We start from the raw sequence: 15,870 nt of genomic DNA on the forward strand, positions 1-15,870 counted from the left end.
CACATTTACCTACCGCATATATCCGGTTTTACTGCAACTTTTGATGTGTTTTCCACCAGAGATCGGGCATATCTCCACCCACAGCTTGCTGATAATCTTCATACCGACATGGCACCCAATAATACCGTTCGTTCACCGATTTTGAACCGAAATACGGAACCTGCATCCACCACCGATCCGATTTCTTACTTTTTACGAACACCAGCTCATAATCGTCGTTTTCCAACGTAGTTCGATAGATAATATAGGCAGATTTAGGTATTAATGGAGCATCATTCTTCCGATTATAATACCCATCAACGAAACACCAAATCATCTGCGCTACTAGGCTTGCCGTATGTCCCATTGGATCAAACGTGGGGTTATATTCATAAAATCCTATGGATGAACATTTGTCCGACATCCCCGCGTAGCGGGCTAGTTGGCAAGCCTCATCGCCATACAATCCATTCGGGTTCGCGTTTGCATTGCCAGGAGCTTCAGAGGCTCGGATGGCGCCTATATCAAAGCTTAACATATCGGCAGCACGGATCAGGGGCTCTGCTTGATCTAGTTTGCCGGACATCATTCCAATCCGCATCGTACTGAAAAACAATTTGTCGTACATGTTAATCGACTCCTTGCTGACGAGATACGTCTGATAGGCCAGGTTACTCAAGTTAAACAGATAGTCGGGCTGATGTAAAATAATATGGTTGAGGTAGGTATTTGAATTCAAGGCCGTATCTTCTCCATTATCTTGATCAAGGTCAAATCGTGCGTCAATAACAGCTATTTCCACGCGCTGTTCTAAATTTTCATATGCTGTATATTGGGCATAGGTAAGATCCTGCCCACCGCCGATAATGATAGGTACGATATCTTGCTTCACCAGTTCTTCGATCACGGTTTTCAACGCTACATAGGTATCACGGACAGTAGCACCAGCCTGAATATTCCCCAAATCTGCTATCCGCACGGCATAATCACCCTGGTACAGGTTATACAAATACTTTCGAACCGCATCGGGCGATTTCTTTGCTCCTGCATTATTTACCGCACCCCGCTCCTCTTCCACCCCGATTAAAGCCAGATGGGGTTTACGCGCAGGATCTTCCAGATCGGGAAACGACTCCCCATGCGCTTGAATAATTTTTCCAAATTGAGAATTGTAAAAATCATTTCCAGCGCAGAACGCTTTCGGAGATACAGGCGTAAAGAAATCAGCTAACGACATACGATGTGTGATATTTTTAAAACAAAAAACAGAAACAATGTACTGAGTATTTCGCAAATATGCATTTATTAAGCTATTTTTGGAAAGAATAAGTTTTCAACAATTAGTTAGCAAGTGATATTAGTAACAGGTGGAACGGGCTTTTTGGGATCGACATTGATCAAATTTTTGATCGATAACGGAGTGTCCGTAATCGCGACGAAGCGGGAAGGTTCAGAAATCCCAATGAGTCTGCTCGCGTCGTCCTTAATCCAGTGGATAAATGCGGACATCACCGACTATTTTGCCCTATCCGATCTATTTAAGGGCGTAACAGAGGTATACCACTGTGCGGCCATGATTTCCTACCAGAAGGAGGATGCAGCAGCTATGCTCCATACGAATATCGAAGGAACAAAACATATCGTGAATCTGTGCTTAGAACATCAGGCTCGACTGGTCCACGTCAGTTCCATTGCCGCATTGGGATCAAGTAAAGCCAATGAACTGATTACTGAAAAAAGTCACTGGGATGACGGCGCCGACAACTCCAAATATGCCCTGTCCAAATACGAGAGCGAAATGGAAGTTTGGCGGGGAGTCGTAGAAGGTCTAGATGCTGTGATCGTTAATCCATCGGTTATCATGGGTGTAGGGACAGGAAAAAAAGCGTCCGGTGTTATTTTCCAAATGGTGCAAAAAGGTTTGAAAATTTATCCTCCTGGCACGGTAGGTATTGTAGATGTAGCTGATGTTGCCAAGCTGATGATCTTACTGATGCAATCGAAGGAAATCTCCGGAGAGCGTTATGTACTGAACAGTGAAAACCTCTCGAACAAAAGCCTATTGGAACGTATCGCAAAACTGCTTGACAAACCTGTACCGCGGATGGAAGCCAAGCCTTTCATGCTTAGCATTGCTTGGCGTGTCGCCAAGATGATCGCGCTTCTAAAAGGAGAAAGGCCCGCGTTAACCCGGGATGCGGCGAAAGCTTCGGCCGCAAAATTAGCCTACTCCAACAAGAAGATAACCGACAGCACAGGATACCAATTCAAGCCCGTTGACGTAACTTTGAAAGAAATGAGTCTAGAATTTAAACCGTAATCTATAATATCAAACTAAACCATCGTGAAAAATTATTACATCATTGATTTCGATAGTACATTCACACAAGTCGAAGCTCTGGATGAACTGGCCCGCATATCCCTCGAAAACCATCCCGATAAGGACAAAATTTATCAACAGATAGAAGACTTCACTAACTTAGCCATGGAAGGAAAGATCTCCTTCCGGGAGAGCTTGACAGGGCGTGTACAGTTACTCAACGCGAACAAATCGCATCTGGACAAATTGGTTACACACCTGAAAAAAAAGGTATCGCGCTCCTTCGAGCGTAATAAAGATTTTTTTAAAGAGAATCAAGAAACCGCTTGGATTGTCTCCGGAGGATTTAAAGAGTTTATCACTCCGGTGGTTACGCCTTATCACATCAAAAAAGAAAATATATACGCCAATACCTTCAAATTCGATGAAGCGGGAAACATTATCGGATATGACGAAACAAATCCCCTTTCCGACGAAGGCGGTAAAGTCAAGCTATTAAAGGAATTGCAGATAGCCGGACGTATATTTGGAATTGGAGATGGATACTCGGATTTCCAACTTAAAGAGTCCGGCTTGATCGAAAAGTTCTTTGCCTTTACGGAGAATATATCAAGAAAAAGTGTCACGGACAAAGCCGACCACATTACGCCAAGCTTCGACGAGTTCTTATATGTCAATGATTTGCCTCGCGCCATTTCCTACCCAAAGAACCGTATTTTATGTCTGATAGTCGGTGATGTCCCGGAAATCGCCGTTCACATTCTGAAACGTGACGGTTTTTCCGTTCGGGTGAAGGATACATTCGAGGAAAAATACACCAAAGATGTGGGGCTGCTTCTTCTTGCCGAGGGCGTGACTATTGAAGAAGAACAACTGGCAAGGGCTGATAAGCTAAAAACCATTGGTTATTTAGGCGATGTCAAAGGACATATCAGCAAAAAGGTCTGCAACGAAAAAGGTATTGTCGTCTTTGATGACAAGAAGAACAAGAAAAGAAATGCGGAGTTCATCCCGCGCCGTATGGCAGACTTCATCAACAATGGGGACACATACATGAGTCGAAATTTCCCAAATTTAACATTACCACGTTTAACGCAAGCACATCGTTTGCTACATATCCACCAAAACGTGCCCGGTATTATGGCCCAGATAAATAACGTCTATGCCGAAAACAACATCAATATCATCTCTCAGTTCCTGATGACCAAAGGAGAAATCGGATATGCTGTCACAGACATACATACCGCGTACGATAAGGATATGTTAAAACAGCTGAAACAGATCGATAATACCATTAAGTTCCGCATCCTATACAAATAGGTTCCAAATATACTTGTTCGGACAATTCGCCCGCGAATGTCCGAACAGATTACGAAGCTTTAAAATCAAAAACAGACAAGGGGGTAACCAGTTTATCGAGCGGTATGTCCAATGTGTCGACATCGGTAATCAACTCGACTGGCTCAAAGAAAGATATGCCAATTTTCACACAATCCGGCCTGCATCTAGCAAGAAAACGATCGTAAAAACCCTTACCGTATCCTACACGATTTCCTCTGTCGTCTGCAACTAGTAAAGGTACCAAGACCACGTCTAGCAACGATTCTACAACACGTTCCCCGTCGAGGGGCTCGACGATACCCCATTCATTTTCTGTTAAGATCAAACTTCTCGAAAACAAATAATGCACCATAGAGAAATCGATCACATTCGATCGACTCACCACCATCTGGAGGTTCGGAAAACGCTCTTGAACAATATCCATAAAGGCCCACATATCAGGTTCTTTATGCCGGCCTATGGGTAGAAAACAATGTACATAGCGCACATCTTCCCAACTAAATGCTAGGAGGTGTGATATTATCTGTTCGTTGAAACGGTTTGTTTCTTGCTCCGTCAACGACGATCGTATCGCCCGATAGTGCTTCCTAAGTTCTGCTTTGGTCATACCTAAAAAAAACGGCCTTGCGCTTGGAGAAGCTAACAAGACCGATAATCAACCTAAACCTAAAATTTTTGTCCGGAGGACCTATATCGTTGTCTACGACATTCTTCTTACGCTACCGGCACAATGCCCTACGTTATTTTACACGCTCGATATAGTCTCCAGTACGTGTATCCACCTTCACTTTATCGCCTTGATTGATAAAAAGTGGCACCCGAATTTCCACGCCCGTCTCAACCGTTGCCGTTTTTAATGCGTTGGTCGATGTATCCCCCTTTACGGCCGGCTCTGTATACGTAATTTCTAATTCAACTGTAGTCGGTGCCTGCGCCATGATCGGTTCATCACTCTCAAACGCAATGATTACATTCATTCCCTCTTTCAAGAAACGGGCTGTATCACCGAATAACCCTTTTGGAATATTAAATTGTTCATAGGTGTTGTTATCCATGACAACAAAAAACTCGCCATCATCGTACAGGTACTGATAATCGCTCGTTTCCACTCGTGCTATTTCGACCTCTTCATCCGTTCTAAAGCGATATTCGACTAATTTCCCGGTACGCACATTCCGCATACGCGCCTGATAAAAAGCACGTAAGTTGCCGGGGGTACGGTGAATATATTCTTCTACTGAAACCAACTCTCCGTTGAAACGAAGTATATTTCCTGATTTTACTTCAGATGCTTTTGACATAACAATTTCTTTGATTTTATCGATACAAAACTACAAAATATACTGTTCTTATGAAAATGGTAGTTCGCCCTATTTATATGAAAGCATGTCGAGCGTTTCCTCACAAAAAGCATATTCTTTTTCTTGGTTCGAACCGATAAAAAGCAGTCGGTCCGGACCGATTGTGCGCTCCAATAAGGATAAATACCAACGCTCTCCAGCAACGTCTAAATTACTGGTTGGCTCATCAAGCAAGACTATCGATGAATCTGAACAACAGGCCAACGCTAACTTCAGCCGTTGTTTCATACCCGAGGAAAAAAACCGGATCTCCTTGTCTATTGCCTTATCCAACTGCAGAAAATCCACAACGGCAGCAGCATCAAATCCCTTGAGATAGGATTTAAACCTAAAATGAAAATCCAACATTTCTTTTAAGGTAAGCTCTTCGATTAGCTCAACATATGGAGCTGCAATCGATAAATATGGATAGATAGCATCGTTCGAAATATCCGTTGCTAAAGCAGATCGATAGGCGATCTGACCTTCACTTGGAGATAAGCTTCCTGAAATAACTTTGAGAAAAGTAGATTTCCCTGAACCGTTAGGCCCCAGAATTGCATATTTTTTTCCGTACGAAAAGGTACAATTGATATGGCGAAAAATCCACTCCCTATTATACCGTCTACCTAAGTCTTGTAAAATTATACTCAATAAGTCTACATTAAAGTGATGAAATTCTTCCTTGATTAAATCCCTTGATCACCCCTCTATTAGAGTTACGAACGAACGATAGGATCTCGTCCCGCAACTCCGTTGGTGCAAATTCAGCTTCAATCAAGTCAAGAGCCTTTGTCAAGTTTCGATTCTGTACAAATAAGACCCGGTAGATATCCTGGATCTCCGTAATCTGTTCGGCAGTAAAACCACGACGTCGTAATCCCACCGAATTGATCCCTGCATACGATATAGGTTCACGGGCCGCTTTGATAAATGGGGGAACATCCTTACGGACGAGCGTCCCGCCAGTCACAAAGGCATGTGAACCAATTTGACAAAACTGGTGTACAGCAACCATACCGGCTAGCACCACATAGTCACCCACGGTGATATGTCCGGCCAAGGTACTTGAATTCGAGAAGATACAATTATCGCCCACAAAACAATCATGCGCAATATGACTATACGCTTGGATCAGGCAATTCTTCCCAATCACGGTCTTATATCGATCTTTAGTGCCACGATTGATCGTAACACATTCCCGAATCGTCGTGTTGTCGCCGATCTCAGCGGTAGTAATCTCCCCTTCAAATTTCAGATCTTGCGGTTCTCCCGAGATCACCGCCCCTGGAAATATACGGCAATTCTTACCTATACGAGCACCATTCATTATGGTCACATTGGATCCTATCCATGTTCCTTCGCCGATCTCCACATCCTTATAGATGGTAGAAAAGGGTTCTACGACAACATTTTGGGCTATCTTAGCCTCTGGATGTATGTATGATAACGGTTGTATCATATTAATTACCTTTTACTTTAACAATTTGAGCCATTAACTCCGCCTCACATACGACCTTATCTCCGACCAGGCCGATTCCCTTCATCCGGGCGATTCCCCTACGGATAGGTTCCAACAATTCACAGTTGAAAATAATCGTATCACCAGGTGTTACCTGATTCTTAAAACGTGCGTTTTCTATTTTTAGGAACAGTGTCAACCAATTTTCTGGATCCGGAACAGTGTTTAGCACTAAAATGCCTCCTGTCTGTGCCATCGCTTCGATCTGTAAAACACCAGGAAAAACCGGAGCTTCAGGAAAATGTCCCATAAACAAATCTTCATTCATGGTCACATTTTTTAGACCAACCACATGCGTTTCCGACAATTCCAAGATTTTATCAACCATCAACATTGGCTGACGATGCGGTAAAATCTTCATGATCTGCACGGTGTCATACACAGGGGGCATGTTTGGATCATACACCTTCATGTTCTTACGATTTTTATCTTTTTTGATCTGGGCTTTGATTTTTTTCGCGAAGGCTGCATTGGCCGCATGCCCAGGACGGGCTGCCATGATATGTCCTTTCAGCGGGCGTCCGACCAGTGCCAAGTCTCCGATCATATCTAACAGTTTATGACGTGCAGGCTCATTTTGGTAACGCAACTGAATATTGTTTAATATCCCTTCATTAGCGACGTCCACCGACTTATTAAATAGACCAGATAGTTTATCGAGCTCTTCCTTGCTTACTTCTTTGTCAACAATAACAATTGCATTGGATAAATCACCTCCTTTTATCAAATTGTGATTCAGTAAGCTTTCCAATTCGTGAAGAAAGCAGAACGTCCGTGAACCCGAAATTTCATTTTTAAACTCCGTGATATTACTTATCGAGGCGTGCTGGCTTCCTAAAACGGGCGAATTAAAATCAATCATACACGTCAAGCGATAGCCATCCAATGGCATAGCAATAATTTCTACTTTCCGATCTTTCTCTATATATGCAATATTATCCTTAATCTCATAATAATCCCGATCTGCATCCTGGTCAATATAGCCAGCTTCCAACAGCTTCTCCACATAAATTTTAGAGCTACCGTCCAAAATTGGCACTTCGGGGCCATCAATTTCGATTAACACATTATCTATTTGGAGCCCCACCAAAGCCGCCATCAGGTGTTCAATCGTACTCACCGATGCTCCATTTTGGGAGATTGTTGTACCTCGAGAAGTATCTGAGACATTATCCGCATCAACAGCTATGGTCGGCATACCTTCGAGATCTACTCGTTTGAATTTATACCAATGAAATTCCGGTGCAGGCTTGATGGTGAGGTTCACAGCCCTACCTGTATGCAAGCCAATCCCTGAAATAGATATTTCAGACTGTATAGTCCGCTGTTTTACATTCATATCTAACATTCTATTTAGCAAATTTATCGAGTTTCGTTATCTAGTTCTTTCAGCCGTTCTTCCAATACGGCAATCCGGTGCTCAAGCGCGGGAAGCTTGGCATAAATAACTTGTGAGCGTAGGTTACTATTGTAAGGCATGGCAGGTGTCCCCCCCCATTTTTTATTCTCGTCTCCGATGGAGCGATTAATCCCAGACTGCGCTTGGATCTGGCTTCCAGAAGCAATTGAAATATGGCCGACAACACCTACTTGTCCACCTAATACAACGTTCTCGCCGATCTTGGTACTTCCGGAGATCCCAGTTTGAGCCGCGGCGACTGTATTGGTCCCGATCTCTACATTATGTGCAACCTGGATCAGATTATCTAGTTTTACACCTTTTCGAATAATTGTCGAACCCAATGTTGCCCGATCCACCACTGTATTGGCACCGATTTCAACATCGTCTTCTACAATTACGTTTCCTATTTGAGGCACCTTGCTATACGAACCATCCTTTTGAGGGGCAAAGCCGAATCCATCACTGCCTATTATGGTACCGCTATGAATGACAACATGTTTTCCGAGCTTACAATCGTAGTACACTTTGACTCCCGGAAATAAGGTGCATTGATCGCCAATAGTCACTCCATCTCCTACATACACCTGAGGATAAATTTTGACACCATTTCCAATCTTTACATCTCGTCCGATATAGGAAAAAGCACCGAGATAAAAATCTTGACCGATCTGCGCCGACTCGTGAATAAACGACGGTTCCTCGATGCCACTACGCTCGTTTCGCAGCTGATGGTAGATGCGTAATAATTCCGAAAAAGCCGAATACGCATCTTTCACGCGAATCAAACTGGCCTGAACTGGCTTCGATAGTTGAAAGTCCTCGTTCACAATGACGGCTGATGCGTTCGTCTCATAAAGGAACTGCTCGTATTTGGGATTCGATAAAAATGCCAATGCTCCACGCTCTCCTTCTTCGATCTTAGCCAACTGATTTACAACCACATCGGGATTACCTTCAACGTATCCACCTAATAATGTTGCTATTTGATTTGCAGTAAATTGCATCTTACAAATGTATACTTTTTCTTAATTATTTTTTACCAAATTATTAACCTTCGTGTAGCGGATAGCCTACTTCCTTGGGATAGGAGATCGCAAATTTCTCCACCCTTTTGGCCAACGCTTCCAAATTGGAAAGGTCAGATGCCTCGGTAATATCTTGGATGTCACCTTGTTTGTTGACTATTTTAATGTTATTGTGTTGTGTGTCATATGCACTATTCTGAATCACTTGTGTATATACAAAATAATCAACTTCATCATCCTGCAGCTCAAAATATGCCTTTACACGGCTCCGCACCTTCGCTATTTCCGATTCGGAAAAAGGCGTATTCCTGAGCTCCGTGCGCAACAAATTTCTATCCATCAATTTCCTGCACAATGTCTTCAGGATCTTGTCTTCCGCATACATCCACTCTTTTAGCGCAGACATGATATCCGTATCATCCAATTTGGTAAACCAAGCTAAATGAGCCGGATCTTCCAAAAAATTATGGATAGTGATCTTATTCACCAAAAAATGCCGCAACGCTCGGGTAGCAAACAGCTCTTGGCCTTGTCCACTCAATGCTTTGGCCCGATACAAGATCTTAATAAGCATCTGTTCGGCACCAATCACCGTTTTGTGCAGATATACCTGCCAATACATCAATCGACGCGCTATCAAAAACTTCTCAACCGAATAAATCCCTTTCGCTTCAACCACCAGCTCCCCATGCTCTACATTCAGCATTTTGATAATACGGTCAAATGAAATCACACCTTCAGAGACTCCCGTAAAAAAACTGTCTCTATTCAAGTAGTCCATGCGGTCGGTATCGAGCTGGCTAGAAACTAACTGATGAAAAAATTTTCGAGGATATTGATCGTTAAAAATAGTAATGGCTAGCGACAGTCGTCCTCCAAACTCTTCATTCAAGCGATCCATCAGCAGCGATGAAATAACTTCATGAGAAACCCCCTCTACGAGTGTATGCTCAAGCGAATGCGAAAATGGACCATGACCGATATCGTGCAACAGAATCGCCGCTAAGACGGCCTCCTCCTCTTCCATCGAAATATCCACCTCTTTACTCCGCAACGTGTCAATGGCCAAACACGTTAAATGCATAGCTCCGACAACATGCTGAAAACGCGTGTGCAACGCTCCAGGATAGACTAAATGCGTCATGCTAACCTGCTTAATAAAACGCAGTCGCTGAAGAAAAGGATGTTGAATAAGATCAAAAATGAAAGCCGACGGAATGCTGACAAATCCGTACACAGGGTCATTTATGATCTTTTTCTTGTTCAAGTTGCAGCCGCTATAGTTTATTATCCTTAAATTTGAGACAGGAACGAAACGTTCTGAAAAAAAATCAAATGCAGCACAGGCTTCTAAAGAACCCGCATAAGTTTTTACACAGATCATGCGAAAAAAGACGATGGGTTACGTAACCTGATCGAAATTAACGCTCTCGCTAGCTCGTCAATCGTTGACGCGTCTAAATTAAAGGCAAAGATAAGGAGAATGAAGTTAATAAGTGTTAAAAATCAAGCAATAATCTTCCTTTTTGACTATTTTAGTATTAGATTCAAATTACAACCTCCTTACCTTGCTCGGTTCTACGTCGGAAAAGGGCTATTACACAACATAATGAGAAATATTATATGACAAATAAAATACATATTCTTTGGGCAGATGATGAGATTGAGTTTTTACGCCCACACATCCTGCTTCTGGAAGAAAAAGGGTATCGTGTTAAGACCGTGAACAATGGGAACGACGCCGTCGATGCGTTTCAACGAGAGCCTTTTGACTTAGTCTTTCTCGATGAAAATATGCCGGGGAAGACGGGTTTGGAGACCTTGGCCATCCTCAAGACAATTAATCCGACTATTCCAACAGTTCTGGTTACGAAAAATGAAGAAGAACACCTGATGGAAGATGCAATTGGATCAAAAATAGACGATTACCTGATCAAACCGGTCAACCCGAAACAAATCCTGTTAACCATCAAAAAATTCACCGAAAACAAACGCCTTGTTAACGAGAAGACTTCAATGGCTTATCAGCAGGAGTTCAGGAACCTAGGCATGACCATCAACGACGATCTGAACTACAAACAATGGGTAGAAGCGTATAAAAAATTAATCTATTGGGAGCTTTCGCTACAAAAACTGGAGGATGCCAATATGCATGAGATATTAACGATGCAGAAAGCGGATGCCAATACTCTTTTTTCCAAATTCGTCGAGAAAAACTACATCAACTGGATACAGAACAAAGAAGAGGGACCTATACAATCCCACCAACTGTTTAAAAAGAAGGTGTTCCCATCCTTAGATGCAGAACGCCCCACTTTTTTCTTCCTCATCGACAATCTACGGTACGATCAATGGAAGGTGGTCAACGAGATCATCACAGACTACTATAGGTTAGAAGAGGAAGATGCGTATTACAGCATTCTTCCCACCGCTACACAGTATGCCCGAAATGCTATCTTTAGTGGATTAACACCGTTAGAGATGGAAAAAAGATTTCCGGCCCTATGGCAAAACGATGATGATGAGGGAGGGAAAAATATGCACGAGGACAAATTCTTAACGGATCAGGTCAACCGTTTATATCGACGGGAAATTAAACACGCGTACCATAAAATATTGACACTAGAGCAGGGCAAGGATGTCGTCGACTCGTTAAACAACCTGATGCAAAACGACCTGAATGTATTGGTCTATAATTTCGTCGATATGCTATCACACGCCCGAACCGACATGGCGATGATCCGGGAACTGGCAAACGATGAAAGTGCTTACCGCTCACTAACGCTGTCCTGGTTTGAGCATTCGCCATTATTAGATGCGTTGAAATGGCTCGCACAGCGTCATGTAAAGGTAATCATCACCACAGACCATGGAACAATACGTGTAAAAAAACCGAGCAAAATCATTGGCGATCGAAATACCAACACCAATCTTCGTTACAAACAAGGAAAAAACCTCAACTACAACGGCAAAGAAGTGTTTCTTATCAAGAATCCACACGATGCACAACTACCAAAATTACACGTCAGCTCATCCTTTGTATTCTCAAAAGACGATTACTACTTCGTCTATCCCAATAATTATAATCATTTTGTCAACTATTACAACGGAACATTCCAGCACGGTGGTATTTCTCTCGAGGAAATGATCATTCCCTATGCTGTATACACCCCTAAATAGTCTAGGCCTAAGTCCGCACAAGGCACGGTCCACATTGCAAAAAAATAACAAAATGCATAAGTTTGGACATGGAAATCATGATGAACAGCCTCCACGACGTAGAACGTGCTGCAGGGCAAATTTTAGCTACCTTTTCACAGGATCGTATCTTTTTATTGTACGGAGCGATGGGGGCAGGCAAAACAACGTTGGTCAATGCACTCTGTCAACAATTAGGGGTCACCGAAACTACGTCTAGCCCCACGTTCTCTATTGTTAATGAATACGCTTCGTCACACGGTCCGGTCTATCATTTTGATTTCTATCGCCTCAAAGAGGAAAGTGAAGCGTATGATTTAGGCTACGAAGAGTATTTCTACGCCGATGCTTACTGTTTTGTAGAATGGCCAGAAAAGATTCCCAATCTCCTTCCGGCCCATGCCCGATGCATCACGATCCATATCGTATCTCCTGAAAGCAGACGTGTCGTGGTAAAATAATTATGCGCGCATGCAACCATTCTGACCCTCCCATCGTCTTCCTTATAAAAGACTAATTAACCTTGGAAAAAAATATGTTGGATACGCTATGGAAACAGTGCCTGATCGGAGACCGAAAAGCACAGTTTCAACTCTATCAACTCTTTTCCAAGAAAATGTTTGCAGTCTGCCTGCGTTATGCACAAGATCAAGTGGAAGCAGAAGATATCTTGCAAATGGGTTTTATAAAAGTCTTTACCAAAGGGGAACTCTATCGAGGACAAGGTTCTCTTGAAGGTTGGATACGACGGATTATCGTCCATACGGCTATCGAAACGCATCGAAGAAATAGGATCAATTTTACAGATCCTATCGAACAGCGACACGAACACATAGCGATTCCATACACGCTTCAGGATAATCTCCAGTACCAAGATTTGCTAGCATTAGTGCACGATCTTCCCGTAGGATATAAGACAATTTTTAACCTCTACGCTGTTGAAGGGTATTCGCACCGGGAAATCGCAGAGATGCTGTCTATTTCGGAAGGAAATTCCAAATCGCAGTTATCGCGGGCGCGACAATGGCTGAAAGACAAACTATTAAAATTGGAGGATCTAGAGCGATGAACGACAATCAATTTGACAAACTATTCCGCGATAGGCTCGCAAACGGAGAAGAAAATCCGCCACTCCACGTCTGGAAAAACATCGATACGCAGCTCGACAGAAAGCGTGGCGTAACATTAAAGACGAGCTACTGGACCCGTTACGCAGCCGCTTTGGCAATTTTTGTTCTTGCAGGTATCCTAACCTACCGAGCTTTACAATTAGAAAATAAGGTGAGCGCAACACATGTGACCATTCCACAAGAACAGCGGACTGATGAACGACCTGTATCCGCCCCACTAAAAAAAGAACGGATCGCAATCAACGAGCCACCGATCCCTAACGCTGCCATTCAGCGGACAGCATCAATTAAGGGGGCACGGAAGATCAAAACAACTTCGACTCGAAAATCTGGGGATGTGGATGAACCAAACCTTCCGGAAGTGTCATTAGCGAGTCTTTCACTACGTAAAAACACAGATAGCATACCGGCCAAATTACCGACACGTCGGGTCGTAGAAGCCGCGCCCATCCAACCACTGATCGATAATCCGGAAGAAGAAGAAACCATGGTGGCGGCTCTACCACCTTCCGCCGGGGGATTGGTTCCGAACCTTCTTAACAAGATATCCGATGTTCTTAATCCGGACGACAATAAAACAATACACTTTAGCAAAGACGACGAAGGATCCTTTCGAATAGATATATATCATTCACTAGTAAAAAACAGAAGAAAAAAGAAATAACCATGATGAAGACAAAACTTACCAATTATCTCTGGCCAGTCCTAGCATTGTGCCTTCTTACCCTGAACAATGCACATGCACAGGATACCCCGCCAGACACGATAGCAGATAGGAAAATGGATCTTACACCAACCTTGGGAAAAAAGGATTACGATGACCGAGGCGAAGAGATCAAGTATCCGCGCGTCTTTGGAGGACTGACGTTTACACGGATTGATTGGGGTTTCTCCCGGTTGATTGATGACGGCAGTTTTAATCTCTCGGAAGAGAACCAGTTTCTAGACTACAAGAAAGCGTCAAACTTCGGATTCGATATCGCCCAGATCGGACTTCGCTTCACTGACCAGTTCAAGATGTATCTCTCCACGGGCTTTGAATGGAATTATTTGCGCTTGAAAAATAATGTCATTTTGGATCAAGATGCCACTACATTAACCTACAGTGCATCGGATGTTGCGTATAAAAAAAACATACTGACTTCCACGTATCTACGCGTACCGCTTAGCTTTGAATTCCGGACGCGAAAAAATAAACACGGCGATCGAGCGAAAATTGCGTTTGGAGCCATGACGGGTATTCTCCTAAAAGGCACGCAGCGATTAAAAAGCGAAGAATTCGGGAAACAGAAGTACAGAGATAATTATAATTTGGCTACATTTCAATATGGAGCGTTTGCCCGCGTAGGATTTGGATCATTAGGAGTCTTCGCCAAGTATTATCTTAACGATATGTTCGAAAACAGCCCGAATCAGCAAAACCTGAGCAATTTCACGTTCGGCTTAACGTTAGGATTCTAAAACGACCACGGACTTACGAAAGTCATACCCCGTAAAATGCATTCGGGTTTAATATTTAAATACGTACTTTTGTGCCGGACAATGAATCCGGCACATTTATTTATGGCACAACAACCCTCATCTTGTCAGTATATCCCAAGCGATCAACAAAAACTCGGCCTTCCGTTGATCCATGGCGCGAACGTCTCTCACGTTTTTCATGCCAAGGAACAAGTAACCGCTGTAGATCGAGTCGAATTTGGCATTACAGCAGGAAAGATTACGGCAATCATTGGCGAGTCCGGTAGTGGCAAAAGTACGTTGCTGAAACTCATATATGGATTACTGGAACCGGACACGGGCGAAATTCGCTATAAAGGCTGGCTGGTTCCCACGCGGAAAGATAAGCTCATCCCCGGCCATGATGCTATGAAACTTGTTTCACAGGGTTTTGATGACCTCAATTTATATGCAAAAGTGTGGGACAATATCGCTTCCCAACTTCCGAACACGAACCTGGAACGAAAAGTATCCAAAACACAGGAAACATTGGAAAAACTTAAGATTTCCCATCTCGCGCAGCAACGTGTCGCGGATCTCAGTGGAGGCGAGAAACAACGGGTTGCTATCGCTCGGGCACTCATTAACGAACCAGAGGTGTTGCTTATGGACGAACCCTTCAATCAGGTTGACGCGGCTTTTCGAGATGCACTCCAACAAGATATCCGACATATTGTCGATGAAACGGGATTAACGATTGTTTTAGTGTCCCACGATCCAACCGAAGTTCTCGCTATGTCTGACGAACTGATAGTGATGAAAAACGCAAAAATACTGGAGCAGGGAACACCCGAAAAATTATATTATAATCCTGCCCACGGATACACCGCTCAGCTCTTGGCAAAAAGTAACATCCTCTCACCGCAACAAGCAGCTAGCCTTGGTATACAAACCGAATCAACGATCGGAATCCACCAAGAGGATATCCGCTTTGAGCAAAATTCCCAGGGCACGTTTATCCTGAAAGATATCCGTTTTCGCGGTTTTTACAAAGAGGTCGTTTTCGGCAATGGATCACTCACGTTACATGCCATTTTGCATCCCATCGTTTATTTGCCTATAGGACAACGTTTTTCCGTCACTGTGGATCGGTATAGTACGTTTATGTCTTGA

The 15,870-nt window shown here is 43.2% G+C and carries 16 protein-coding genes; 8 read left to right on the forward strand and 8 right to left on the reverse strand.

Annotated features, from left to right (window positions below; all coding sequences use genetic code 11):
• Positions 1-28: 28 nt before the first annotated feature.
• On the reverse strand, positions 29-1,216 hold the full coding sequence (locus ACFSR5_RS13855; RefSeq protein ID WP_380904772.1) for a formimidoylglutamase: 1,188 nt from the start codon (positions 1,214-1,216) through the stop codon (positions 29-31).
• Positions 1,217-1,330: 114 nt separating this feature from the next.
• On the opposite strand from ACFSR5_RS13855, the gene ACFSR5_RS13860 reads away from it, so the two are divergent.
• Together ACFSR5_RS13860 and ACFSR5_RS13865 are read left to right on the forward strand one after the other, a co-directional pair.
• The gene (locus ACFSR5_RS13860) at positions 1,331-2,299 is read left to right on the forward strand and encodes an NAD-dependent epimerase/dehydratase family protein (RefSeq protein ID WP_380904774.1); all 969 of its coding nucleotides are present in this window, start codon (positions 1,331-1,333) and stop codon (positions 2,297-2,299) included.
• Positions 2,300-2,323: 24 nt separating this feature from the next.
• A complete protein-coding gene (locus ACFSR5_RS13865) occupies positions 2,324-3,619 on the forward strand; it encodes an HAD-IB family phosphatase (protein WP_380904776.1) in 1,296 nt (431 codons plus the stop codon).
• Between the two features lie 49 nt (positions 3,620-3,668).
• Here ACFSR5_RS13865 and ACFSR5_RS13870 read toward each other — a convergent pair whose 3' ends face one another.
• The 7 genes from ACFSR5_RS13870 to ACFSR5_RS13900 form a co-directional block, all read right to left on the reverse strand.
• Positions 3,669-4,247, reverse strand: a complete 579-nt coding sequence (locus ACFSR5_RS13870) for a 5-formyltetrahydrofolate cyclo-ligase (protein WP_380904778.1) — start codon at positions 4,245-4,247, stop codon at positions 3,669-3,671.
• 133 nt (positions 4,248-4,380) lie between these two features.
• Positions 4,381-4,941 (reverse strand): elongation factor P, encoded by a 561-nt coding sequence (gene efp, locus ACFSR5_RS13875; RefSeq protein ID WP_380904780.1) that lies wholly within the window; start codon positions 4,939-4,941, stop codon positions 4,381-4,383.
• 69 nt (positions 4,942-5,010) lie between these two features.
• Positions 5,011-5,634, reverse strand: coding sequence for an ABC transporter ATP-binding protein (locus ACFSR5_RS13880; protein WP_380904782.1), 624 nt, complete (start codon positions 5,632-5,634; stop codon positions 5,011-5,013).
• Positions 5,635-5,644: 10 nt separating this feature from the next.
• Positions 5,645-6,442 (reverse strand): acyl-ACP--UDP-N-acetylglucosamine O-acyltransferase, encoded by a 798-nt coding sequence (gene lpxA / locus ACFSR5_RS13885; protein WP_380904784.1) that lies wholly within the window; start codon positions 6,440-6,442, stop codon positions 5,645-5,647.
• Position 6,443: 1 nt separating this feature from the next.
• Entirely contained in the window at positions 6,444-7,841 is a 1,398-nt protein-coding gene (locus tag ACFSR5_RS13890; RefSeq protein WP_380904786.1) for a bifunctional UDP-3-O-[3-hydroxymyristoyl] N-acetylglucosamine deacetylase/3-hydroxyacyl-ACP dehydratase, read from the reverse strand.
• A gap of 23 nt (positions 7,842-7,864) precedes the next feature.
• Entirely contained in the window at positions 7,865-8,908 is a 1,044-nt protein-coding gene (lpxD, locus tag ACFSR5_RS13895; protein ID WP_380904788.1) for a UDP-3-O-(3-hydroxymyristoyl)glucosamine N-acyltransferase, read from the reverse strand.
• 43 nt (positions 8,909-8,951) lie between these two features.
• Positions 8,952-10,196: an HD domain-containing protein gene (locus ACFSR5_RS13900; RefSeq protein WP_380904790.1), complete on the reverse strand. Its 1,245-nt coding sequence runs from the start codon at positions 10,194-10,196 to the stop codon at positions 8,952-8,954.
• Between the two features lie 356 nt (positions 10,197-10,552).
• Here ACFSR5_RS13900 and porX point away from each other — a divergent pair, with 356 nt between their 5' ends.
• The 6 genes from porX to ACFSR5_RS13930 all read left to right on the forward strand — a co-directional run bounded on the left by porX (position 10,553) and on the right by ACFSR5_RS13930 (position 15,870).
• Positions 10,553-12,109, forward strand: a complete 1,557-nt coding sequence (gene porX / locus ACFSR5_RS13905; RefSeq protein ID WP_380904792.1) for a T9SS response regulator signal transducer PorX — start codon at positions 10,553-10,555, stop codon at positions 12,107-12,109.
• 77 nt (positions 12,110-12,186) lie between these two features.
• Positions 12,187-12,588, forward strand: a complete 402-nt coding sequence (gene tsaE, locus ACFSR5_RS13910; protein WP_380904794.1) for a tRNA (adenosine(37)-N6)-threonylcarbamoyltransferase complex ATPase subunit type 1 TsaE — start codon at positions 12,187-12,189, stop codon at positions 12,586-12,588.
• 74 nt (positions 12,589-12,662) lie between these two features.
• Positions 12,663-13,196 (forward strand): RNA polymerase sigma factor, encoded by a 534-nt coding sequence (locus ACFSR5_RS13915; protein WP_380904797.1) that lies wholly within the window; start codon positions 12,663-12,665, stop codon positions 13,194-13,196.
• Entirely contained in the window at positions 13,193-13,921 is a 729-nt protein-coding gene (locus ACFSR5_RS13920) for a hypothetical protein (protein ID WP_380904799.1), read from the forward strand. The genes ACFSR5_RS13915 and ACFSR5_RS13920 overlap by 4 nt, the downstream gene beginning before the upstream one ends.
• Positions 13,922-13,923: 2 nt before the next feature.
• Positions 13,924-14,718 (forward strand): outer membrane beta-barrel protein, encoded by a 795-nt coding sequence (locus ACFSR5_RS13925; protein ID WP_380904801.1) that lies wholly within the window; start codon positions 13,924-13,926, stop codon positions 14,716-14,718.
• A 102-nt stretch (positions 14,719-14,820) separates the two neighbouring features.
• Positions 14,821-15,870 carry an ABC transporter ATP-binding protein gene (locus ACFSR5_RS13930; protein WP_380904803.1) on the forward strand — a complete coding sequence of 350 codons (1,050 nt, stop codon included), beginning with the start codon at positions 14,821-14,823 and terminating at the stop codon, positions 15,868-15,870.

This window comes from Sphingobacterium suaedae (assembly GCF_042684625.1).
Taxonomy (GTDB): domain Bacteria; phylum Bacteroidota; class Bacteroidia; order Sphingobacteriales; family Sphingobacteriaceae; genus Sphingobacterium; species Sphingobacterium suaedae.